20 protein-coding genes are annotated in these 21390 nt (G+C 72.5%); 6 read left to right on the top strand and 14 right to left on the bottom strand.

The genetic code is table 11. From position 1 onward, the window contains the following. Positions 1-126: 126 nt before the first annotated feature. The gene (locus ACO1BR_RS08385; RefSeq protein WP_426794390.1) at positions 127-1050 is read right to left on the bottom strand and encodes an SGNH/GDSL hydrolase family protein; all 924 of its coding nucleotides are present in this window, start codon (positions 1048-1050) and stop codon (positions 127-129) included. A 325-nt stretch (positions 1051-1375) separates the two neighbouring features. Between ACO1BR_RS08385 and ACO1BR_RS08380 the strand changes: the two genes are divergently transcribed. Then, positions 1376-1870 carry a DUF3145 domain-containing protein gene (locus ACO1BR_RS08380; protein WP_043264207.1) on the top strand — a complete coding sequence of 165 codons (495 nt, stop codon included), beginning with the start codon at positions 1376-1378 and terminating at the stop codon, positions 1868-1870. 56 nt (positions 1871-1926) lie between these two features. Beyond that, a complete protein-coding gene (locus tag ACO1BR_RS08375) occupies positions 1927-2817 on the top strand; it encodes an NAD(P)-dependent oxidoreductase (protein WP_426794389.1) in 891 nt (296 codons plus the stop codon). Positions 2818-2886: 69 nt separating this feature from the next. Here ACO1BR_RS08375 and ACO1BR_RS08370 read toward each other — a convergent pair whose 3' ends face one another. The 5 genes from ACO1BR_RS08370 to ACO1BR_RS08350 form a co-directional block, all read right to left on the bottom strand. Then, positions 2887-4173: a beta-ketoacyl-[acyl-carrier-protein] synthase family protein gene (locus ACO1BR_RS08370; RefSeq protein ID WP_426794388.1), complete on the bottom strand. Its 1287-nt coding sequence runs from the start codon at positions 4171-4173 to the stop codon at positions 2887-2889. A 76-nt stretch (positions 4174-4249) separates the two neighbouring features. Then, a complete protein-coding gene (locus tag ACO1BR_RS08365; RefSeq protein WP_016572342.1) occupies positions 4250-4498 on the bottom strand; it encodes an acyl carrier protein in 249 nt (82 codons plus the stop codon). Between the two features lie 111 nt (positions 4499-4609). Beyond that, positions 4610-5656 (bottom strand): ketoacyl-ACP synthase III, encoded by a 1047-nt coding sequence (locus ACO1BR_RS08360; protein ID WP_426794387.1) that lies wholly within the window; start codon positions 5654-5656, stop codon positions 4610-4612. A 13-nt stretch (positions 5657-5669) separates the two neighbouring features. Continuing rightward, a complete protein-coding gene (locus tag ACO1BR_RS08355; RefSeq protein ID WP_426794386.1) occupies positions 5670-6605 on the bottom strand; it encodes an ACP S-malonyltransferase in 936 nt (311 codons plus the stop codon). Positions 6606-6694: 89 nt separating this feature from the next. Further along, positions 6695-7879 carry a PucR family transcriptional regulator gene (locus ACO1BR_RS08350; RefSeq protein WP_426794385.1) on the bottom strand — a complete coding sequence of 395 codons (1185 nt, stop codon included), beginning with the start codon at positions 7877-7879 and terminating at the stop codon, positions 6695-6697. Positions 7880-7936: 57 nt separating this feature from the next. Here ACO1BR_RS08350 and ACO1BR_RS08345 point away from each other — a divergent pair, with 57 nt between their 5' ends. Further along, on the top strand, positions 7937-8608 hold the full coding sequence (locus ACO1BR_RS08345; protein WP_426794384.1) for a pirin family protein: 672 nt from the start codon (positions 7937-7939) through the stop codon (positions 8606-8608). A gap of 61 nt (positions 8609-8669) precedes the next feature. On the opposite strand, the gene ACO1BR_RS08340 is transcribed toward ACO1BR_RS08345, so the two are convergent. Next, on the bottom strand, positions 8670-9488 hold the full coding sequence (locus ACO1BR_RS08340) for a serine hydrolase domain-containing protein (protein ID WP_426794383.1): 819 nt from the start codon (positions 9486-9488) through the stop codon (positions 8670-8672). Positions 9489-9675: 187 nt separating this feature from the next. Here ACO1BR_RS08340 and ACO1BR_RS08335 point away from each other — a divergent pair, with 187 nt between their 5' ends. Next, on the top strand, positions 9676-10209 hold the full coding sequence (locus ACO1BR_RS08335) for a MerR family transcriptional regulator (protein WP_426794382.1): 534 nt from the start codon (positions 9676-9678) through the stop codon (positions 10207-10209). A 6-nt stretch (positions 10210-10215) separates the two neighbouring features. Further along, positions 10216-11232: an aldo/keto reductase gene (locus ACO1BR_RS08330; protein ID WP_426794381.1), complete on the top strand. Its 1017-nt coding sequence runs from the start codon at positions 10216-10218 to the stop codon at positions 11230-11232. 176 nt (positions 11233-11408) lie between these two features. Here ACO1BR_RS08330 and ACO1BR_RS08325 read toward each other — a convergent pair whose 3' ends face one another. From ACO1BR_RS08325 to ACO1BR_RS08295, 7 genes are all read right to left on the bottom strand, one after another. Further along, positions 11409-12647: an acyltransferase family protein gene (locus tag ACO1BR_RS08325; protein ID WP_426794380.1), complete on the bottom strand. Its 1239-nt coding sequence runs from the start codon at positions 12645-12647 to the stop codon at positions 11409-11411. A gap of 170 nt (positions 12648-12817) precedes the next feature. Continuing rightward, positions 12818-13984: an alpha/beta hydrolase gene (locus tag ACO1BR_RS08320; protein ID WP_426794379.1), complete on the bottom strand. Its 1167-nt coding sequence runs from the start codon at positions 13982-13984 to the stop codon at positions 12818-12820. 214 nt (positions 13985-14198) lie between these two features. Next, complete coding sequence (locus ACO1BR_RS08315; RefSeq protein ID WP_426794378.1) at positions 14199-14879, bottom strand: response regulator; 681 nt, start codon at positions 14877-14879, stop codon at positions 14199-14201. Continuing rightward, entirely contained in the window at positions 14876-16264 is a 1389-nt protein-coding gene (locus ACO1BR_RS08310; RefSeq protein WP_426794377.1) for a sensor histidine kinase, read from the bottom strand. The genes ACO1BR_RS08315 and ACO1BR_RS08310 overlap by 4 nt, the downstream gene beginning before the upstream one ends. A 154-nt stretch (positions 16265-16418) precedes the next feature. Then, on the bottom strand, positions 16419-17297 hold the full coding sequence (locus ACO1BR_RS08305; protein ID WP_426794376.1) for a DUF4429 domain-containing protein: 879 nt from the start codon (positions 17295-17297) through the stop codon (positions 16419-16421). Positions 17298-17495: 198 nt separating this feature from the next. After that, on the bottom strand, positions 17496-18710 hold the full coding sequence (locus tag ACO1BR_RS08300; RefSeq protein WP_426794375.1) for an alpha/beta hydrolase: 1215 nt from the start codon (positions 18708-18710) through the stop codon (positions 17496-17498). 216 nt (positions 18711-18926) lie between these two features. Next, positions 18927-19583 (bottom strand): TetR family transcriptional regulator, encoded by a 657-nt coding sequence (locus tag ACO1BR_RS08295; RefSeq protein WP_426794374.1) that lies wholly within the window; start codon positions 19581-19583, stop codon positions 18927-18929. 115 nt (positions 19584-19698) lie between these two features. Between ACO1BR_RS08295 and ACO1BR_RS08290 the strand changes: the two genes are divergently transcribed. Continuing rightward, positions 19699-21300, top strand: a complete 1602-nt coding sequence (locus ACO1BR_RS08290) for an MFS transporter (protein ID WP_426794373.1) — start codon at positions 19699-19701, stop codon at positions 21298-21300. Positions 21301-21390 lie beyond the last annotated feature (90 nt).

The raw sequence follows: 21390 nt of genomic DNA, 5'->3' as shown, positions 1-21390 counted from the left end.
CCCCGAGGCCCGAGTTCGTCGCCGCACGGTATGACCTTCCCCGTCCCCGCACGGTATGACCTGCGCCACGGTGCCCCTAGGGGTATCCCTGACGTCTCACGGATGCCCCTGGGGGCGCCGCGTGCCTCACGCGTTCTCCCGGCGGGTGATCGTCCGGAACGCCAGCTCCGCCAGTTGCTGCTGGCCGCGGGCGCCCGGGTGGAACCAGTCCCAGGTGCTCAACTGCCGCTCGGTGAAGCGGTAGTCGAAGACCGACCGGTCGAACCGGCACAGCGCGTCCCGGGCGCAGACCTCCGACAGTGCCTCGTTGTACGCCATGACCCGCTCCCGGACCCCGTTCCGCCGCTCCTGCGCCGGCTTCGTCAGATCGTCCGGGTCGCGCAGCATCGACCCGCAGATGCCCAGCTTCCACACCTGTTTGCCGAGCGGGTTCTTGCGCCCCTCGGACCACAGCCGCAGCAGATCGGGCACCGCGGCGACATACACCTGGGTGTGCGGCAAGGCCCGCCGCAACGTCTTCATGGACCGCTCGAATCCGGCGCGGAAGGCGTCCGGGGAGGTCATCGCCCGTACGTCGCTTCGGCAGGCGTCATTGGCGCCGATCAGGACCGTGACCAGCTCGGGCCGGCGCGCGGCGGCCTCGGTGATCTGCTCCGGCAGATCGCTCATCAGGGCGCCGGTCCGGGCGTAGTTCCAGCTGTGCGCGGCGGGGTTCGCCTTCACCAGCCGCCGGGCGAGGCTGTCGACCCTGGGGTCGGTGCCGGTGGCCCAGGAGACCTCGGGGCACTCGGAGAGCACCGTGCAGGCGTCGAAGCCGACGGTGATGGAGTCGCCGAGGGCGGCGATCGAGTGGAGGGCCGTGCGCCATGCGGGTGCCGGTTTCGTGGCGGGGTGCTTGGTCTTCGCCCCGCCGTGCGCGGTGCCGGAACCGCCGTCGCCGGCACAGCCGGTGAGCACGGCCAGCAGCGCGGTGGCGGTGCCCGCGGCCAGCCCCGCGCGGGCCGCGAGGCGGTGACGCCGAGGGCGAACGGGCCGATTGATCGTCGTCATCCCCTGTCCCCTCCGGCGTGCGAGTGATATCTCTTCCGGTACCGACGGTACGTCACTTGCCGTCCGGTGCCGCGCGGTAGCTTTGCCCTGTAACTGCCGGTCTGTGACCCAAAGTGGCAAGTGCAGTCGGTGCAGGCAAATGACATCACGTCATTTCCTGTCCCTTTTGCGGCAAATTCCGCCCAATGGTGTTTACTGTAGGTCACCTGGCATGCTGGTGCCGAAGTGATCACTGGGGCAGAATGTCGGCAACTGTCCCGGCCGTAACCGGAACGGGCACGAGGCCGCTGGGGAAGGCGAACCTCGAACCGCACGGGAGGTCCCGGTGACGACACGTGGAGTTCTGTACGTCCACTCCGCTCCGCGCGCGCTGTGCCCGCACGTCGAATGGGCAGTGGCGGGCGTCCTCGGGGTGCGCGTCAACCTCGACTGGATCCGCCAGCCGGCGGCGCCCGGCACCTGGAGAGCGGAGTTCTCCTGGCAGGGCGAGGCCGGCACCGCCTCCAAGCTCGCCTCCGCCCTGCGCGGCTGGCACCTGCTCCGCTTCGAGGTGACCGCCGAGCCCTGCTCCACCGCCGAGGGCGAGCGCTACAGCTCCACCCCCGACCTGGGCATCTTCCACGCGGTCACCGGCATCCACGGCGACATCCTCATCCCAGAGGACCGGCTGCGCGCCGCCGCCGACCGCTCCGCACGCGGTGAGACCGAGCTGGCCGACGAGGTCGCCAAGCTGCTCGGCAAGCCCTGGGACGACGAACTGGAGCCCTTCCGGTACGCCGGGGAGGGCGCGCCCGTCCGCTGGCTCCATCAGGTCGTGTGACGGCGACATCCGGCCGCGGTTGCCTTCGAGCGCCCTCCACGGCCTAGCGTGCCGCCATGGCCGACAACAACACTTCCCACGCATCGTCAGTCGCCGTGCTCGGCACCGGGATCATGGGCGCCGCGATGGCCCGCAACCTCGCCCGTGCCGGGCTGGACGTCCGCGCCTGGAACCGCACCCGCGCCAAGGCCGAGCCACTGGCCGCCGACGGGGCTCGTATCACCGACACCCCGGCGGAGGCGGTGGACGGCGCCGATGTCGTCCTCACCATGCTGCTCGACGGGCCCGCCGTCCTGGACGCCCTGCGGCAGGCCGCCCCGCGGCTCGCCCCCGGCACCCTCTGGCTCCAGATGAGCACCGTGGGCCCCGAAGCGCTCGTCCCGCTCGCCCGGTTCGCCGCCGAGCACGACCTGCGGTTCGTCGACGCCCCCGTGGTGGGCACCAAGGCACCTGCGGAAAAGGGCGAGTTGACCATCCTGGCCGCCGGTCCGCAGGAGCTGCGGGAGCGCGCGGGGCGGGTCTTCGACATCGTCGGCAGCCGCACCCAGTGGGTCGGCGAGGATGGTACCGGCGGCGCCGCCAGCCGCCTCAAGCTCGTCGTCAACACCTGGGTGCTCACCGTCATCAGCGGCACGGGGGAGGCCCTGGCGCTCGCCGAGGGGCTCGGTGTCGACCCCCGGGACTTCCTGGCCACGGTCGCCGGCGGGGCGCTCGACATGCCGTATCTGCGGATGAAGGCGGAGATGATCCTCTCCGGGGACTTCCCGGCGAGCTTCACGGTGTCCGCGGCGCGCAAGGACGTCCGGCTCATCACGGAGGCCGCCGGGGCGGCCGGCGTACGGGTGGACCTGGTGGCCGGCGCCGCGGAGCGCTTCCGCCGCGCCGAGGAGCAGGGGCACGGCGACGAGGACGGCTCGGCGGCGTACTTCGCCAGCTTCGACGGCTGACGGGAGCCGCCCGCAAACGCGCGGGCCCGCCCGGTCGGTGACCGGGCGGGCCCGCCGCTGACTACGGGGTCAGACCGTGCGGAACGCCAGCACCACGTTGTGGCCGCCGAAGCCGAACGAGTCGTTCAGCGCCGCGACCCGGCCCTCGGCCGGCAGCGCGCGGGGCTCGCCGCGGACGATGTCCGCGTCCGCCTCCGGGTCGAGGTTCTCGATGTTGATCGTCGGCGGCGCCGTCCGGTGGTACAGCGCCAGGATCGAGGCGACCGTCTCGATGCCGCCCGCGCCACCCAGGAGGTGACCGGTCATCGACTTGGTCGCGGAGACCGCCATGTGGTTGACGTCGTCGCCGAAGACCTTGCGCAGCGCCTTCAGTTCGGCCAGGTCGCCCTGCGGGGTCGAGGTGGCGTGCGCGTTGACGTGCACGATCTCGGCCGGGTCGAGGTCGCTGCTGTCGAGGAGGTTCTGCAGCGCGTGCGCGATGCCGTTGCCGGACGGCTCGGGCTGCACGATGTCGTGGCTGTCGGCGGAGATGCCCTGGCCGACGGCCTCGGCGTAGACCCGGGCACCGCGCTTGGCGGCGTGCTCGGCCGACTCCAGGACGATCACGCCGGCGCCCTCGCCGAGGACGAAGCCGTTGCGCTCGGTGTCGAACGGGCGGGAGGCGCCCTGCGGGTCCTCGTTGTTCTTCGACATCGCCATCATGTTGCCGAACGCGGCGATCGGCAGCGGGTGGATGGCCGCCTCCGTGCCGCCCGCGACGACGATGTCGGCACGGCCCGTACGGATCATCTCGATGGCGTAGCCGATGGCCTCGGAGCCGGACGCGCAGGCGCTGACCGGGGTGTGCACACCGGCGCGGGCGTTGACGTCCAGGCCGACGTTGGCGGACGGCCCGTTCGGCATCAGCATCGGGACGGTGTGCGGGGAGACGCGGCGGACGCCCTTCTCCTTGAGCACGTCGTACTGGCCGAGCAGGGTGGTCACGCCGCCGATGCCGGAGGCGATGACGGTGCCCAGCCGGTCCGGGTTGACCGAGCCGGCCGCGCCGGCGCCGGAGTCCGGCTCGCCGGCCTTGGCGGTGAAACCGGCGTCCGCCCAGGCTTCACGGGCCGCGATCAGCGCGAACTGCGCCGAGCGGTCCAGCTTGCGGGCCTGGGCCCGGGGCAGGACGTCGGCCGGATCGACGGCGGCCTGCGCGGCGATCCGGACGGGCAGTTCGGCTGCCCACTCCTGGTCGAGGCTGCCCACACCGGACGTGCCGGCGAGCAGGGCCTCCCAGGTTGAAGCGCTGTCGCCACCCAGCGGTGTGGTTGCGCCGATACCGGTGACGACCACGGTGCGATTGGTCGCGTTCACGGGAATTCTTACTCCACGGGTAGAGGGGTCTGAATCGACGGCGCCACCGCGGGGTGGCGACATGCGCTGCGCCAGATCAGGACTGGTGCTTGAGGATGTAGTCGGTCGCGTCGCCGACGGTCTTGAGGTTCTTGACGTCGTCGTCCGGGATCTTCACGTCGAAGCGCTCTTCGGCGGCGACGACGACCTCGACCATGGACAGCGAGTCAACGTCCAGGTCGTCGGTGAAGGACTTGTCCACCTGGACGTCCTCGGTGGGGATGCCGGCGATCTCGTTCACGATCTCGGCGAGACCCTTGACGATCTCTTCCTGAGTGGCGGCCATGATGGCGCTCCTTCGGTCATTTTAGGGGGAAACTGCTTTTTACGGTGAAGCGGTGAAGCTCTGGACAGCAACCGACACTTACTGCTTGGTGCCGTGCTGCGCAGATCTTGCCTAGGGGAGAGTAACGACCGTCGCGGCGTACACGAGACCCGCCCCGAAGCCGATGACCAGCGCGGTGTCCCCGCTCTTGGCCTGACCGGTCGCCAGGAGCCGCTCCATGGCGAGCGGAATCGAGGCGGCCGAGGTGTTGCCGGTGGTCTCCACATCGCGGGCGACCGTCACGCTCTCCGGCAGCTTCAGAGTCTTCACCATCGAGTCGATGATCCGCATGTTGGCCTGATGCGGAATGAAGACGTCCAGGTCGTCCGGGCTGACCCCGGCCGCGTCGAGCGCCTGCTGGGCGACCTTCGCCATCTCGAACACCGCCCACCGGAAGACCGCCTGGCCTTCCTGGGTGATGGCGGGGTAGCGGATCGCCTCGGGGGCGGTGCGCTCCCCCGGGCTGTCACCGCCGGGCACCGGCGTGGTGCGGTACGCGTCCCAGGCGATGGTCTGCTTGATGGTCTCGGCCTTGTCGCCCTCCGAGCCCCACACGGTCGGGCCGATCGCGGGCTCGGTGGCGGGGCCGACGATCACCGCGCCGGCGCCGTCGCCGAACAGGAAGGCCGTCGCGCGGTCCTCCAGGTCCGTCAGGTCCGAGAGCCGCTCGACGCCGATGACCAGGACGTGCTTCGCGGAGCCCTCGGTGACCATGCCCTTGGCCAGCGTCAGCCCGTAGCCGAAGCCCGCGCAGCCGGCGGAGATGTCGAACGCGGCCGGCTTGCCCGCGCCGATCAGGTGCGCGATCTCGGTCGCGATGGCCGGGGTCTGCTTGAAGTGGGAGACGGTGGAGACGACCACCGCGTCGATCTGCTCGGGCGTGATGCCGGCGTCGGCGATGGCCTTGCCGGCCGCCTCGACCGACATCGTCGCGACGGTCTCGTCGGGGCCCGCCCAGTGGCGCGTGGCGATGCCCGACCGCGAGCGGATCCACTCGTCGGACGAGTCGATGTGCTTGAGGATCTCCTCGTTGGGCACGACACGGGTCGGGCGGTAGCCGCCGACACCCATGATGCGCGCGTACGGGGCGCCCTTGGAGGGCTTGATCTTCGAGGTCATGCGCTTCGGACTCCTATTCGGCCGATACCGCGGCGATCAGCTCGCGGGCCGCATCGAGATCGTCGGGCGTCTTGAGGGCCAGCGTCTTCACGCCGGGCAGGGCGCGCTTGGCCAGGCCGGTGAGCGTGCCGCCCGGGGCCGCCTCGATCAGCGCGGTGACGCCGAGCTCCTTGAAGGTCTCCATGCACCGGTCCCAGCGCACCGGGTTGGCAACCTGGCCCACCAGCCGCTGCGCCAGTTCCCGGCCGGAAGTGACCACCTGTCCGTCCTTGTTGGAGACGTAACGGGTGAGCGGGTCGGCGACCGTCAGCTCCGCGGTGGCCGACTCCAGGGCCGAAACGGCGGGTGCCATGTGGTGAGTATGGAACGCGCCGGCGACCTTCAACGGCACGACCCGGCGGGTGCCTTCCGGCTTGTTCTCGACCAGCGCGGCGATCTGCTCGGCGGTGCCCGCGGCCACGATCTGGCCGGCGCCGTTCACGTTCGCCGGCGTCAGGCCCAGCTTCTCCAGGTGGGGCAGTACGACGGCCTCGTCGCCGCCGAGCAGCGCCGCCATACCGGTCTCGGTGGTCGCGGCGGCCTCGGCCATGGCCTGCCCGCGGCGGCGCACCAGGGTCATCGCGGCGCCGTCGGAGACGGTGCCGGTCAGTGCCGCGGCGGCCAGCTCGCCGACGCTGTGCCCGGCCGCCGCGCCCACCGTGGCGACGACGTCGTCGGCGGTCGCGAACAGCTGCCGCGCGGAGATCAGGGAGGCCGCCACCAGCAGCGGCTGGGCGACCGCGGTGTCGCGGATCTCGTCTTCGGTGGCCTTGGTGCCGTAGTGGACGAGGTCCAGGTCGATGGCGTCGGACCACTCACGGAGCCGGTCCTCGACTCCGGGGAGGTCGAGCCAGGGGATCAGGAAGCCGGGCGTCTGAGCGCCTTGGCCGGGAGCGACGAGTACGAGCACCCTCACACTCTCTCTTGGGGGAGGTCCCGCCCGCCCGTGGGGACAGGGACGAAGAACCATCGGGGGAATTGTTGGTGTTCGACAAAAGTCTAGGGTTGCGCCTCACCGTCAGCCAGACGCCCCAGAATCAGCGCGATACGCAGCGTAAAGGCCGAGCGCACATCCGACGGTGACCAGCCGGTGACGTCCGTCACACGACGCAGCCGATAGCGCACGGTGTTGGGGTGGACGAACAACATCCGCGCGGCGCCCTCCAGACTGCTGGCCTGCTCCAGATAGACGCTCAGTGTCTCCAGGAGAGCCGACCCCGCCTCCTCCAGCGGTCTGTAGATCTCCTCCACCAACTGCTCGCGCGCGACCGGGTCCGAGGCCATCGCGCGCTCCGGCAGCAGATCGTCGGCGAGCACCGGCCGCGGGGCGTCCGGCCAGGCGGCGCAGGCCCGCAGCCCGGCCGCCGCGGCCTGCGCCGAGCGGGTCGCGGCGAGCAGGTCGGAGACCACCGGGCCGGCCACCACGGGCCCCGCGGCATAGGGGCCGATCAGCGCCTTCGCGGCCTTGAGCGGGTTGTCCGAGCCGCCCGCGATCACCACCAGGCGGCTGCCCAGGACCCCGGTCAGCACCTGGAGTTTGGCGTGCCGGGCGGCCCGCCGGATCGCCTCGACGGTCAGCTCGCTGTCGCCGTCCGGGGCGGTGCCCAGCACCACGCACACATGCTCCGGCGCGTTCCAGCCCAGCGCCGCGGCCCGCGAGACCGCACCCTCGTCGGCCTCCCCGGAGAGCACCGCGTTGACCACCAGCGACTCCAGCCGCGCGTCCCAGGCGCCGCGCGCCTCGGCGGCCTGCGCGTAGACCTGGGCGGTGGCGAAGGCGATCTCCCGGGCGTAGACCAGCAGCGCCTCGCGCAGCACGGACTCGTCGCCCGGCGCCGCGACCTCGTCGATCGCGGCCTCCATGACCTCGATCGTCGTGCGGACCATCTCCACGGTCTGCCGCAGGGTGATCGCCCGGGTCAGCTCGCGCGGCGCCGTGCCGAAGACGTCGGTGCTGATCGCCTGCGGCGTCTCGGGGTGCCGGAACCACTCGGTGAAGGCGGCGATACCGGCCTGCGCGACCAGCCCGATCCAGGAACGGTTCTCCGGGGGCATCGCGCGGTACCACGGCAGCGTGGCGTCCATACGGGAGATGGCCGCCGCCGCCAGTTTGCCGGACGAGTTCTCCAGGCGCCGGAGGGTCGCCGAGTGCGGGTGCGCGTCGCGCGATGCGGGTTCAGACACGGGACAAGCCTGCCCTATCGGGATGAGGGGGTGCGGCGGCGGGGCTACGGTGGGCCGATGATTCAGGTGCGCAGAGGTGAGGAACGCTATCGGGGCGGCGACGCGGAGGCCGGGATCACGTCGCTGCACGCGTTCTCCTTCGGGCCCCACTACGACCCGGACAACCTGCGTTTCGGAGCGCTGATCGCCTGCAACGAGGAGCGCCTCGCGCCCGGCGCCGGCTTCGACGAGCATCCGCACCGGGACACCGAGATCGTCACCTGGGTCGTCGAGGGCGAACTGACCCACCGCGATTCGGCGGGCCACGAAACGACCGTACGCCCCGGCGACCTCCAGCGGCTCAGCTCGGCCGGCGGCGTGCGGCACGTCGAGCGCAACTCCGGCGCGGAGCCGCTGTGCTTCGTCCAGATGTGGCTGGCCCCGCTCTCCCACGGGGGCGACCCGTCGTACGAGGTGGTCCGCGGTATCGCCGACGGCACCCCGTACGCGCTTCCGCGGGCCGGCGCCATGCTGCACGTGCGCCGCCTCGCGGACGGCGAGCGCACCGCCCTCCCGGATGCCGCCCGGGTGTACGTGCAGGTGGTGCGTGGCGCGGTGCGGCTCGGTGCGGAGCGCCTGGCGGCCGGCGACGCGGCACGGATCACGGACGCCGAAGGGCTGGAGCTGGTGGGGCTGACGGCGGCGGAGTGCCTGGTGTGGGAGATGCGGCCGGAGCCCGTGTACGGATAGGGGAGCGGGCGGCATTCGGGAGGGCCGGGTGCCGCTCGCTCCGCACCGGGCCCCGGAGCGGTCAGCGGCCGGCCAGTTCGGCCAGCACCGCATCGGTCAGTTTCGGCCATGCCTCGATGGCCCACGGCCCGAAGTCCCGGTCGGTCAGCGCGACGCACGCGGCCCGCGCGTCCGGGTCCACCCACAGGAACGTCCCCGACTGCCCGAAGTGCCCGAAGGCGCGCGGCGAGGAGCCGGCGCCCGTCCAGTGCGGCGACTTCCCGTCGCGGATCTCGAAGCCCAGCCCCCAGTCGTTGGGCTTCTGGTGGCCGTAGCCCGGCAGCACGCCGGTGAGCCCCGGGAAGACGACCCCGGTCGCCGCCGCGAGCGTCTGCGGCGCGAGCAGCCGGGGCGCCTGGAGTTCGGCCGCGAAGCGGATCAGGTCCGCGACCGTGGAGACGCCGTCCTTGGCCGGTGAGCCGGTCAGGTCCGTCGCGGTCATGCCGAGCGGCGCGAGCACCGCCTCGTGCAGATACTGCGGGAAGGGGATGTCGGTCGCCTTGGCGATGTGGTCGCCGAGCGCCTCGAAACCGGCGTTGGAATATATCCGGCGGGTGCCCGGCGCGGCCATCGCGCGCTGCTCGTCGAAGGCCAGCCCCGAGGCGTGGGCGAGCAGATGACGGACCGTGGCACCCTCGGGACCGGCCGGTTCGTCCAGTTCGACGGCGCCCTCCTCGACGGCGAGCAGCGCGGCGTAGGCGGCCAGCGGCTTGGTGACCGACGCCAGCGGGAAGCGGTGCTCCAGCGGGCCGTACGCTCCGGCCACCGAGCCGTCGGCTCGTACGACGGCAGCCGAGGCGGTGGGCACCGGCCAGTTCTCGATCATCCGCAGGCTCTGCATGGTCCGAGCCTACGGGGTGCCCTGGCGGCCTCAAATTCCGGTCAAGTCTCTCCGCGATCGGCGCTTGCTTGGAGTGCACTCCAGGTCTCTAGCGTTGGGGAGGTCGAGAGGCATCCGACCAGAGTCCGGACGCCGGCGCGGTGTCCGGGGACGAACGAGCCATCCGGCAAAGAGGGGGAGACACGGGATGACCGTGACGCAGAGCGAACCGGCGACCGGCGGCGCGACCATGACCGGCGGCGCGCACATGACCAGGGGGCTGCCGGAGGTGCCCTGCCCCCGGCCGCGGCCGGCGACGCTGCAGGGGTGCGCGACCTCGCCCGCCCATCCGCGGCCCACCGGCCACGACCGGTACACGATCAGCGAGGTGGCCGAGCACACCGGCCTGAGCGCGCACACCCTGCGCTGGTACGAGCGGATCGGCCTGATGCCGCATGTGGACCGTACGCACACGGGGCAGCGCCGCTTCACCAACCGCGATCTGGACTGGCTGAATCTGGTCGCCAAGCTGCGGCTGACCGGCATGCCGGTCGCCGACATGGTCCGTTACGCCGAGCTGGTGCGGGCGGGCGAGAGCACCTTCGCCGAGCGCGAGCGGTTGCTGACCGAGCACCGCGAGGACGTACGGCAGCGGATAGCCGAGCTGCAGAGCACGCTCGACGTACTCGACTACAAGATCGACATCTATGCCGACGCCCGGCGGGCGTCCGAGGGGTTCTGAGGTCTCATGGGGAGCGAGAAGATCGACACGGTTGAGCTGGGCACCGGCGGCCCGCGGGTGGGGGTCCAGGGCCTCGGCTGCATGGGCATGAGCTGGGCCTACGGGCCGACCGACGCCGACGAGGCGCGGGCCACCCTGGAGCGCGCCCTCGAACTGGGCGTCACGCTCTACGACACCGCCGATGTCTACGGCGCGGGCGAGAACGAGAAGTTCATCGCCCCCTTCATCCGGGCGCACCGCGACGAGGTGGTGCTGGCCACCAAGTTCGCGCTGGTCAGCAATCCGGACCAGCCCTACACCCGCGCCATCCGCAACGACCGCGCCTACGTCCGGCAGGCCGTCGAGGCCAGCCTGCGGCGCCTCGGCGTCGACGTGATCGACCTCTACTACATGCACCGCCGCGATGTGAACGTCCCGATCGAGGAATCGGTCGGCGCGATGGCGGAGTTGGTGACCGAGGGCAAGGTCAGGCATCTGGGGCTGAGCGAGGTGACCGCCTCCGAGCTGCGTGCCGCACACGCCGTGCACCCGATCGCGGCGGTCCAGTCCGAGTGGTCGCTCTTCAGCCGCGACATCGAGCAGGGCGTGGTCCCGGCCGCGGCCGGCCTCGGCGTCGCCCTCGTCCCGTACTCGCCGCTCGGCCGCGGCTTCCTGACCGGCTCCTTCGTGCACGCCGACAGGGAGCTGGGCGAGGACGACTTCCGCCGCCGACAGCCCCGCTTCACGGGTGACAACGCCGCCGCCAACGCCGCCCTGCTGGAACCGGTCCGGAAGATCGCGGACGCCCATGGAGCGACGCTCGGCCAGGTCGCGCTGGCGTGGGTGCACCACCAGGCCGCCGCGCGCGGGCTGACGGTCGTCCCGATCCCCGGCACGAGCAAGCGCCGCCGGATCGAGGAGAACACCGGCGCCACGCGGCTCGCGCTCGGCGAGCAGGCCCTGGCGCTGCTGGAGCCGATCGCGGGCCGGGTGGCGGGGGACCGGTACGCCGACATGACGTTCACGTCGGCCGGCCGCGAGTAACCGGACCGGGAACCACGGCGTCGGCGCGGCGGCCCCAACGGGCCGCCGGACGCCGGGTGTTCGGCGGCCCCGGGCCCCGGCGCCGTACGGCGCCCCGGTGCCTTCGGGTGCGTGATCGGTCCGACCACGCACCCGAAGGCGCGGTGCAGGGCGGCGGCCGAGCGTCCGCCGGGCGGTTACGCGAGCCCCAGCGCGAACACCGCGAAACCGGCCGCCAGGACCGCCGCGACCGCCCGGCGGGCCCGCCCCACGCCGGTCCACGGTGTCTCGAAGCGGCGGGTGACCCGCCCGATGAGGACGAGCAGGACGGCGAAGACCGGCAACCAGGCCAGCCGCGCCAGGATCCAGCCGGGCGAGTCGGGGGCGACGGTCAGGCCCGGTACGGCGCCGGCGAGGGAGAACGGCACGGCCGCCGAGAACATCGCGGTCTGGTGCCAGCACAGGATCGTCATCGCACAGAGGTTGATCACCTCGACCGGCGCCCACAGCGCGGGCCGGCGCAGCAGCGCGGCCAGCCGGTCGCGGAGCAGGATGGCGGCCCCGGACTGCGCCGCGGCCAGCGCCAGGACCAGCAGCGACGGCGGGTGGGAGTTCGTCCGGTCCTGTCCGGGGACCCCGACCATGCTCGCCGGGTAGTGGAAGAACAGCAGCAGCGCGGCGAACAGCGCGGCGCCGCCGAGCAGCAGCGTCCAGGCGGCGCGCCTGCCGAGCCGCCGCTCTCCCCAGGAGACGCCGACCTGGTAGGCGAACATCCAGCCGGGCAGCAGATTGAGCAGGCTCAGCCAGGGCGGCATGGCCTCCGCGTACGGCCCGTACCGAAGGAAGTCGACGACGGCGACCGCCGCGAGCAGCGGCGCCGCGGCCCAGCCGCCCATCCGCCGGGCGGCGCGGGCACAGTACGGCGTGAGCGCGGTGACCAGCACATACACCCCGACGAACCAGAGTGGCTGGATCACCAGTGTCGCCCCCGTGCGCAGCGTCGCGACGGGCACCCCCAGGCTGTACAGCAGCGGTAGCAGCGCCGCCCAGACGGCGGCGACGCCCAGCACCGGGCGGCCCAGCCGGATGATCCGGCCGCGCAGCCAGGTGCCGGTGGCATCGCCCCGCGCGGTGGCGCGCCGCAGGGACAGCACCGAGGCATAGCCGCCGACCAGGAAGAAGATGCCGAGCATCTGCAGTAACCAACTCGCCGGCGCGAGGAAGCCGGAGGCGGTCAGCGGGCTGGCGTTGTGTAGTGCGCCGTCGGCATCCCGGGTGAAGCCGCCGAGCAGCCAGTGGCCGGTGGGGACGGAGAGCAGGGCGAGGGCGCGCAGTCCGTCGACGGCGCGGTCGCGGTGCGCCGGGGTGCGGTCCTCGATGGCGTGGACGGCGGTACGCACGGTCCGGGTGAGGCGTACGAGAGGTGCGGTGTCCATGGGGCGTCCCTGGGTGAGTGGTGGATGCCGGGCGACCGATCGCGCATGCCCGGTGGTGAGTTCTGCGGCGTGGCGACCGGGGGTGCGTGCCGGATGGCGGTGGCTGCGGGGGAGGAGCCGCCGGCTGGCGGGGGCGGTGCGGGCGGCACCCGGCGGCGGGCCGGTCGCCGTCAGCGCACCTCGGCGTAGCGGCCCAGCGCGATCGCCGCGAAGTTGCGGAGGGAGTCCGTACCGGGGGCGAGGTATCCGGTGTGGCCCCTGGCCTGCTGGGCGGAGACGCGGCGGGCGCCGAACGCCGGATCGGTGGGGTCCGTGCCGTGCCCCAGGCCCAGCAGCTCGACGTTCGGGACGTCGCCGATCCAGTCGGAGGCGTCCCGCGCCGCCCACACCCGGGCCGGGGTGCGCAGCTCCGCCACGTTGTCCTGGCGCGTCCCCGGCGAGCCGAAGACCACCAGGTCGGCGATCTCACCGCGTTCCAGACGCGGCGCGGCCAGCCCGCAGACCACCGATCCGTAGCTGTGGCAGAACACCGCCGGCGCCGGGGTGTTGAGGGCGGCGAGGCCGGACAGGAGGCGGGCCAGCCGGGGCGCGCCGGCCTCGGCGAGCCGGCCGGTGGCCGCGTCCGGGCCGAGGCCGACCGGGGTGGTGTAGCCGACCCAGGCGATCACCGCCGTGCGGGTCCCGGGCGCATCCGCCGCCATCTGCCGGCGCAGCGAGGCGGCCATGCCGGTCGGGGTGCCGTACGGGTCCTTCGCGCGGTCGAACGACCCCAGGTCGATGTCCGAGCCGGGCACGATCACCGCGGTCCGCTCGGCGGTCGCCAAATCGCCGTGCACTTCGGCCACTTGACCGCGTCCGCGCGGGTCGAAGGCGAGGATGTGGCGCCCGGGGGCGAGCAGCGCGGCGCAGCGGTCGGCGGACTTCCGGGCCTGCTGGTGGTCCTGGAGGGTGCCGGCCGGGTCGGTGGCGAGGGCGAGTTGGCGGTCCCGCTCCGCGCGCAGCGCACGGGCGTTGGCCTCGTAGCGCAGGGCGACCGGCGCACCGTCGAGGTTGCCGACGGTGAGCGGATGTCGAGCGGCGAGCGACTGCCGCTCGCGGCCGGTCAGCGAGGCGAAGAAGCGGGCGACCTCGGCGGGCTCCGCGGTGGCCGGATCCGGCAGCCGCACGCCCAGCGAGTGGTCGGCCCGCCAGGCGCCGGCCCCGGGCGCCGGCCCGGTCACCGCGGTCTGCGCGGTGCCGGCCGCCCATCCGCCGGTACCCGCGACGACGGCCGCCGCCAGTGCGGCGGCGACGACGGTCCGCTTGCTGCGCCGAAGGCCGTTGCGCGGCACGGTCATGGTGGTCTCTCCCTCTTCCAGCGGTGTGGCGGAGGGAAAGGTAGGAAGACGGTGTATGACGTGACGTCACACCGGGGCGTCAACTCCCGGGTGATACCGGGGTAGGGGGTGCCGGCGTGCTCTCGTTCTCGCGGAGGAGAGCGCGGGGGCTGCCCCCAGGAGCGGGGTGGGGCCGGCAGGGGGGCGGGGTGGGGCTACCCCGAGGAGGCCCCGGTCACCGCTCCCCGGGTGCCACCAGACCCGACTCGTACGCGAAGATCACGGCCTGGGCGCGGTCCCGCAGCTCCAACTTGGCGAGCACCCGGCCGATATGGGTCTTCACGGTCTGCTCGGCGAGGATCAGGGCATCGGCGATCTCCTGGTTGGACAGGCCGCGGGCGATCAGCTCCAGTACCTCCGTCTCCCGCGGCGTCAGCCCGTTCAGCCGCAGGGAGGCGCGGTCCTTGCGGGGCGCCGGCCGCTGACGGGCGAAATCGGCGATCAGGCGCCGGGTCACCGACGGCGCGAGCAGCGCCTCGCCGGCCGCCACCACGCGCACCGCGGAGATCAGGTCGGCCGGCGGCGCGTCCTTGAGCAGAAATCCGGACGCGCCCGCCCGCAGCGCCTCATAGACGTAGTCGTCGACGTCGAAGGTGGTCAGCATCAGCACCTTCGGGCGGTGGGTGGCGCCGATGGGCGGATCGAGCAGCTGACGGGCCGCCTCCAGCCCGTTCATCTCGGGCATCCGGACGTCCATCAGCACCACATCGGGGTGCGTCCGGCGGCTCAGCGCCACGCCCTGCACACCGTCCGGGGCGTCACCCACCACGTCGATGTCGCTCTGCGCGGCGAGCAGGGCGGCGAACCCCGCCCGCACCATGGCCTGGTCGTCGACGATGATCACTCGCGTGGTCATGGGGAGTCGGAGTCCTTCGCTGAGAGGGGAGCCGCCCCGGAGAGCGGCGCGGAGAGGGGGAGTTGGGCGGCGACCCGGAAGCCGCCGTCGGGCAGTGGTCCGGTGTCGAGTGTGCCGTCCACCAGGCGCACCCGCTCCCGCATGCCGACCAGGCCGTGCCCGGTGCCGCTGGTCTCCAACGGCGCGGACGGCACCGGCGGCCGGGAGTTGACGACCAGTACCGTCAACCGTGCGCCGTCCCCGGTCGTCGTCACCGACACCCGGGTCTGTGCGCCCGGCGCATGCCGCACCACATTGGCCAGCGCCTCCTGGACGATGCGGTATGCCGACAGGTCCACCGCCGGTTCCGGCACCACCGGCTCCTGCGGCAGCACCAACTCGACCGGCACACCGGCCCGTACGGTGGCCTCGACCAGTTTCGGCAGCTGGCCGATCCCGGGCTGCGGGGCCTTCTCCGGACCGCCCTGCCGCTCCGTCTCCTCGCTGCGCAGCACCCCGAGCAGCCGGCGCATCTCCGCCAGCGACTCGCGCGCGGTGGTGGCGATCGCCCCGAACTCCTCCTGGGCCTCCTGGGGTATCCCGCTGATGCGGTAGGGGGCGCTGTCGGCCTGGACCGTGATCACCGACATGTGGTGGGCGACGACATCGTGCAGCTCACGGGCGATACGGGTGCGCTCCTCCAGCAGCGTGCGCCGGGCGCGCTCCGCCTCGCTGATGGTCTCCTGCTCCTGCAACTTCCGCTGGGCGTCGCCGCGTTCCCGCAGGGCGGCGCCCATCAGCAGCATCACGCCGGCGAGGACGAACATCAGCACCCAGGTGCTCTGACTCCTGTCGGGCGCGATCGTCTCGGCGAGGATCCCGGCGGCTCCGGTCGTCAGCCAGACCGCGATCAGGGTGCGCCGGCGCTCGCGCAGCGACAGCGCCAGCATCAGCGCCAGATAGCCGACGATCACCGTGGGCGGCCAGGGCCAGGTGCGGCCGGCGACCCCGTCGGTGCCGATCAGGGCCGCGGCACCGACGAGATCCGCCGCGAAGATCACCCACCACGCCTGGAGCGGCCGGGTCACCGCGAGCAGCAGCGGCACGCTCTGCGCGGTGGCGAGCGCGCCCGCCAGGCCGCCGCTCATGCCGTAGTCGTTGTGGAGGACGTTCACGCCCGACGGCAGCAGGGAGACCGTGAACACGAACGCGGCGAGGTACGGCAGACGGCGCAGCCAGCGGTTCTGCACGCCGGCGAACAGCGGGGTGCCGGGACCGGCCGGGGTGCCGAGCTCGGCGGCGAGGATGCGCACCGCCTGCCGGGCGGCGCGCAGCGCCTTGGTGCGGACCGGCTCGGGCCCGTCGCCGGCCGGCTCGCGCTCTGGGGTGGGGGGTCGCTTGAACATCGCGAGTTCAATGTAAGCGGACCGCCCGCGCACCGGCGTCATACCAGGGTTCGGGCTTGCGGCCCGTACCACGGTATGACGCCCACCCGGCGGGCCGGGACCCGCGCAGCCCGCCCGGCCGGCCCGGCCACGGCCCTCCCGGAGCCCCCGCCCCTCAGAGTTCCGCCAGCAACTCCGCCTTCTTCGCGCTGAATTCGGCGTCCGTCAGCAGCCCCGCCTCGTGCAGCTCCCCGAGATGCCGGATCCGGTCCGCGATGTCGGCAGGGTCCCGGCGGGTGTCCCCGGCCCGGCGCACCGGCTCGCGCTCCGGCACGTCCGGCGCCGCCTCGGCGGCGCGTACCGCCTCCAGCACGGAGGCGGCGAACGGCAGCGACTCGTGGACCAGCCCGTAACCGAGCCCGAAGACCACCGCCGCCGGGTCCTGGTCGGCCTCGCCCGCCCCCGGCTCGCGGGCCCCGCGCTCCAGCAGCCGCAGATGGCCGTTGACGATCTCCGGCGAGCGCCACTCCACCCCGGTCAGCTCGTCGACCGCGAACGTCTGGTCGCCGCTCTTCCACTTGGCCGAGGACGCGCCCGTCCAGAACCAGCGGAAGGCGACCGACCGGCCGTCGAAGGACGCCTTGCCGTCGTACGCCTTGAAGTGCAGCGGAGGCTCCGGGGCGGCCACGAGGTGGCGCTCGGCGGGCTCCTTCGCCGCGGGCCCCAGCGCCGCGCGCAGCTCGTCGGCGTAGAACTCGGCCAGCGTCTCGCGCTCGGCCGGCAGCACCAGCCGGTACGGGTCGGCGTCCTCCTTGAGCTGTCCGTCCGCGGCCTCCATCAGGGGGTCGGCCCCCTGCCGCGGCACGGCGTGCAGCACCACCGCGCCGCGCCTGCCCTGGGAGACCTCGACGGACTTCAGCGCCTCGTACGGGATGCGTCGCTCGCCGAGCGCCTGGAACAGCCTCGGCCTGCGGATCCCCCGTTCGAAGCGGATGAGCACGGAGTCCGTGTCGAACTCCCAGACGGCGTGAAAACCGGCCAGCACATCACCCATGTGGCTCATCGTATGCGGGTGGTTGCCCGCCCGTCCCCCTTCCGGACACCTGCGCTACGCGCGTCGCGGGCATCCCGGTCACCTGCCGGGCGCCTTGCTCTGTTCACGTCACCCGCACCGGCCGCGGTTCCCGCAGGTGCGGCCCGTCCCCGGGCGCCGGGCCGTACCTGCGGGCAACCGGCTGCGCGCATCTGACCGTCAGGCCAGGTCCGCGCCGCAGTGGGAGTCGCTGGAGGCGCACTCCACCGACGTGAGGGCACCGACGCCGACCATCGCGAAGTTGCGCAGGCTGCGGGTGCCCGGAGCGAAGTAGCCGGCGTGCCCGTCGGCGCCGGCGGCCGACAGGATGCGCGCCCCGAAGGACGGGTCGACCGGGTCGGCGCCGTGGCCGAGCCCGCCGACCTCCAGGTACGGCACGTCCTGGATCCAGTCGTCGGCGTCCCGCATCGCCCAGACCCGGGCGTGCGTGCCCAGCCCGGACAGGCTCCCGGCCCGCATGCCGGGGCTGCCCGCCACCGCGATGTCGGTGACGTTGCCCGGCAGGCTCCGGGCCGCGACGCCGCACACCACGGACCCGTAGCTGTGGCAGAACAGCGAGACGGAGTCATCGGACGGCAGGGAGTCGACCAGGGAGCGCAGCCGGACCGCGCCGGCCTCGGCGAGCTGCCCGGTGGCGGCCTCGACGCCCAGTCCCGCCGGCGTGGTGTAGTCGGCCCAGGCGATCACCGCCGTACGGGCCTGCGGCCGGGCGGAGTGCTCGGCGTCGTAGAGGGACTGCGCCATGCCGACGGGGGCGGCGGTCGCCTTGGCGGTGCGCTCGAAGGTCGACAGGTTGGTGTCCACACCGGGCACCACCACCGAGACCCGGTCGGCCGTGGTGAGGTCGCCGAAGACCTCCGCGGCCCGGCCGTCGCCCGCCGGGTCGAAGGCGAGGATCTGGCGGCCGTCGCTCATCAGCGATTCGAGGCGGTGCATCAGCTGGCCCGCTGTCTGGCGGCCGACCGGCGTGAGCCGGTGGTCGCGCATGCGTCGTTTCTCGACGGCGCGGGCGGCGTCGATGGCTTTGCGGTTGGCGCTGTAGCGCAGCTCGACGGGGGCGCCGCCCATGTTGCCGACGACGAGCGGGTAGCGGGCCGCGAGCTGCTGGCGCTCGGCCCGGTCGAGCGTGGCGAAGAACGCGCGGAGGGTGGCCGGCGCGCCGTCCGGGTCGGGCAGCGGCCGTCCGTGGATCGTGGCGTGCCGCCAGGCGGCCTTGGCCGTGGCCAGGGGGTTGGCGTCGTCCTTGGTGCCTCTGATGGCCGTCCAGCCGGTCATGGCAAGCATCACGAACACCACCACCAAGGCGAACGAGGCACGCCAGGCAGTGGACTGCAGGAAACCGGAGGAGGGACCGAGGCCCGGGAAAGAAGTCACCGCGGGCCACCCTAGGAGACGCGGGAGGGTGCCTGCTGAGTCCAGTGAGGCATCTCACGTTTCGTGGAGGGTATTTCGACCAAAACGGACATCCGATGTCATTGATCGGTGCTCACTCGTGCAGAGTCCGTCTCAATGGGCAATAAACCGATCACCCACCGGAGAAAGGCTGTTACGCCAGGTTGAGGGCGTGTTCGCGCCCGGTGGGCGGTGTGTTCAGCGGGTTCGCCAGTCGGCGTCGATCGCCGGCCCGATGTGGTCCAGATAGGACTGCGTCAGCTCGCGGATCGCCGCCACGCTGCAGTCCTGGCCCTCGCCCCAGACCTTCCCGGCCACCCGCATCACGCCGCTGAACGCCGCGACCAGCACCCGCGGGCGGGGGTCGGTGTCCACGTCCAGCCCCTCGCGCCGGGCGATCAACTGGGCGATCTGCTCCTCCAGTTCGGACGAGCGGCGCAGATGCGCGGCGACCAGTGCGGGCGTCGACTCGATCATCTGGTACGAGCGCATGTGCAGGTCCACCGGGATCACCGAGGCGATGGCGTCGCCGATGTCGTCCCAGGCCAGCATCACGGCGCTGCGCAGCGCGGTCAGCGGGGCCTCGTCCTCGGGCCGGGCGCGCAGCTCGCTGAGGAAGCGGGCCTCGACCATGTCCTGGACGGCGAAGGCGACGTCCTGCTTGTTGGCGAAGTACCGGAAGAACGTGCGCTGGGAGACGTCCACGGCCTCGGCGATCTCGTCGATCGTCGTCGCCTCGTACCCCTGCTCCGTGAAGAGCTCCAGCGCCGCACGGATCAGGGCGTCGCGGGTGCGCTGCTTCTTGCGTTCGCGCAGGCCGCCGGTGGGTGCCGTCTGCGGCGTCGGGGTCGCCATCCTGCGCCGCCCTTCCCTGGTGTTCTTGCTGCTCAGAATACCTGTGAGCTAAATGACAGTTACCGACTCATGAATCACTTTGTCAATTGTCAGTGGCTGACATTAGCCTCGAAACATGAGTTCACAGACCCCGGTCGCCGACGTCGCACCGGAACTTCCCGTACCGGAGCCTCGAAAGGGGCTGCGGGGCCATCCCTGGCTGACGCTCTTCTCCGTCGCCATCGGCGTCATGATGGTGGCGCTCGACGGCACGATCGTCGCCATCGCGAACCCGGCCATCAAGGAGGACCTCGGCGCGTCGCTCGCCGACGTGCAGTGGATCACCAACGGCTACATGCTCGCGCTGGCCGTCGCGCTGATCACCGCGGGCAAGCTCGGTGACCGCTTCGGCCACCGCCAGACCTTCCTCATCGGCATCGTCGGCTTCGCCGCCGCGTCCGGTGCCATCGGGTTCTCCAGCCAGGTCACGCTGGTCATCGTCTTCCGCGTGCTGCAGGGCCTGTTCGGCGCGCTGCTGATGCCCGCCGCGCTGGGACTGCTGCGCGCCACCTTCCCGGCCGAGAATCTGAACATGGCCATCGGCATCTGGGGCATGGTCATCGGCGCCTCCACCGCCGGCGGCCCGATAGTCGGCGGACTGCTGGTCGAGCACGTCAACTGGCAGTCCGTGTTCTTCATCAACGTGCCGGTCGGCGCGCTGGCCCTGGTCCTCGGCCTGGTGATCCTCAAGGACCACCGCGCGGAGAACGCCCCCCGCTCCTTCGACATCCCGGGCATCGTGCTGCTGTCCGGCGCGATGTTCTGCCTCATCTGGCCGCTGATCAAGGCGACGGACTGGGGCTGGGGAGACATGAAGACCTGGGGCTTCCTGATCGCCGCGGTCGTCCTCTTCGCGCTCTTCGCCGTCCTGGAGACCAGGGTCCGCGAGCCGCTGATCCCGCTGCGGATGTTCCGCTCCGTGCCGCTGACCGCCGGCACCGTCCTCATGGTGCTGATGGCCTTCGCCTTCATGGGCGGGCTGTTCTTCGTGACGTTCTACCTCCAGAACGTCCACGGCATGAGCCCCGTCGACAGCGGTCTGCACCTCCTGCCGCTGACCGGCATGATGATCGTCGGCTCGCCGCTCGCGGGCGCGCTGATCACCAAGTTCGGACCCCGGATCCCGCTGGTCGGCGGCATGGTCTTCACCGCCGTCGCCATGTACGGCATGTCCGGTCTGGACACGAGCACCGGCACCGGCCCGATGTCCCTCTGGTTCGCCCTGCTCGGCCTGGGCCTCGCGCCCGTCATGGTCGGCGCCACCGAGGTCATCGTCGGCAACGCCCCGCTGGAGCTGTCCGGTGTGGCCGGCGGTCTCCAGCAGGCCGCCATGCAGGTCGGCGGCAGCCTCGGTACGGCCGTGCTCGGCGCGGTGATGGCCTCCCGCGTCGACAACCAGCTCCCGGGCAAGTGGCAGGCGGCCGGCCTCCCGCCGCTGCCGCCCGAGAAGATGTCCCAGGTGTCCGACGCCGTCTCGGCCGGTATCGCGCCGGTGCCGAAGGGCACCCCGCCGGAGTTCGCCCAGAAGATCACCACCGTCGCCCACCACACCTTCGTCTCCGGCATGGGCCTGGCCTTCACGGTCGCCTGCGGTGTGGCGATCGTCGCGGCCGTCGTCGCGGTCTTCACCAAGCGCGGCGCGAATGCCGAGGCGGGCGCCGGCATGGGGCACATCTGACCGGCACCGCACGGTAGTCGGGCGCAGCGCCCCGGCACCGCACACACCCGAAGCACACGACCGGCGCGCGGCCGGCCGGGGCACCCCCTC

The organism is Streptomyces sp. YGL11-2, from assembly GCF_050054615.1.
Lineage (GTDB): Bacteria > Actinomycetota > Actinomycetes > Streptomycetales > Streptomycetaceae > Streptomyces.
Note: the sequence above shows the minus strand (reverse complement) of the source record. Positions and strands in the feature narration are given on the sequence as shown.

Excerpts from the sequence above, each read along its gene's own strand:
- ACO1BR_RS08385 (WP_426794390.1), bottom strand. The coding sequence starts at position 1,050 with ATGACGACGATCAATCGGCCCGTTCGCCCTCGGCGTCACCGCCTCGCG.
- ACO1BR_RS08310 (WP_426794377.1), bottom strand. The coding sequence starts at position 16,264 with ATGTTCAAGCGACCCCCCACCCCAGAGCGCGAGCCGGCCGGCGACGGG.
- ACO1BR_RS08340 (WP_426794383.1), bottom strand. The coding sequence starts at position 9,488 with ATGCAGAGCCTGCGGATGATCGAGAACTGGCCGGTGCCCACCGCCTCG.
- ACO1BR_RS08305 (WP_426794376.1), bottom strand. The coding sequence starts at position 17,297 with ATGGGTGATGTGCTGGCCGGTTTTCACGCCGTCTGGGAGTTCGACACG.
- ACO1BR_RS08345 (WP_426794384.1), top strand. The coding sequence starts at position 7,937 with ATGATTCAGGTGCGCAGAGGTGAGGAACGCTATCGGGGCGGCGACGCG.
- ACO1BR_RS08315 (WP_426794378.1), bottom strand. The coding sequence starts at position 14,879 with ATGACCACGCGAGTGATCATCGTCGACGACCAGGCCATGGTGCGGGCG.
- ACO1BR_RS08320 (WP_426794379.1), bottom strand. The coding sequence starts at position 13,984 with ATGACCGTGCCGCGCAACGGCCTTCGGCGCAGCAAGCGGACCGTCGTC.
- ACO1BR_RS08330 (WP_426794381.1), top strand. The coding sequence starts at position 10,216 with ATGGGGAGCGAGAAGATCGACACGGTTGAGCTGGGCACCGGCGGCCCG.
- ACO1BR_RS08360 (WP_426794387.1), bottom strand. The coding sequence starts at position 5,656 with ATGACCTCGAAGATCAAGCCCTCCAAGGGCGCCCCGTACGCGCGCATC.
- ACO1BR_RS08325 (WP_426794380.1), bottom strand. The coding sequence starts at position 12,647 with ATGGACACCGCACCTCTCGTACGCCTCACCCGGACCGTGCGTACCGCC.
- ACO1BR_RS08295 (WP_426794374.1), bottom strand. The coding sequence starts at position 19,583 with ATGGCGACCCCGACGCCGCAGACGGCACCCACCGGCGGCCTGCGCGAA.
- ACO1BR_RS08375 (WP_426794389.1), top strand. The coding sequence starts at position 1,927 with ATGGCCGACAACAACACTTCCCACGCATCGTCAGTCGCCGTGCTCGGC.
- ACO1BR_RS08365 (WP_016572342.1), bottom strand. The coding sequence starts at position 4,498 with ATGGCCGCCACTCAGGAAGAGATCGTCAAGGGTCTCGCCGAGATCGTG.
- ACO1BR_RS08335 (WP_426794382.1), top strand. The coding sequence starts at position 9,676 with ATGACCGTGACGCAGAGCGAACCGGCGACCGGCGGCGCGACCATGACC.
- ACO1BR_RS08290 (WP_426794373.1), top strand. The coding sequence starts at position 19,699 with ATGAGTTCACAGACCCCGGTCGCCGACGTCGCACCGGAACTTCCCGTA.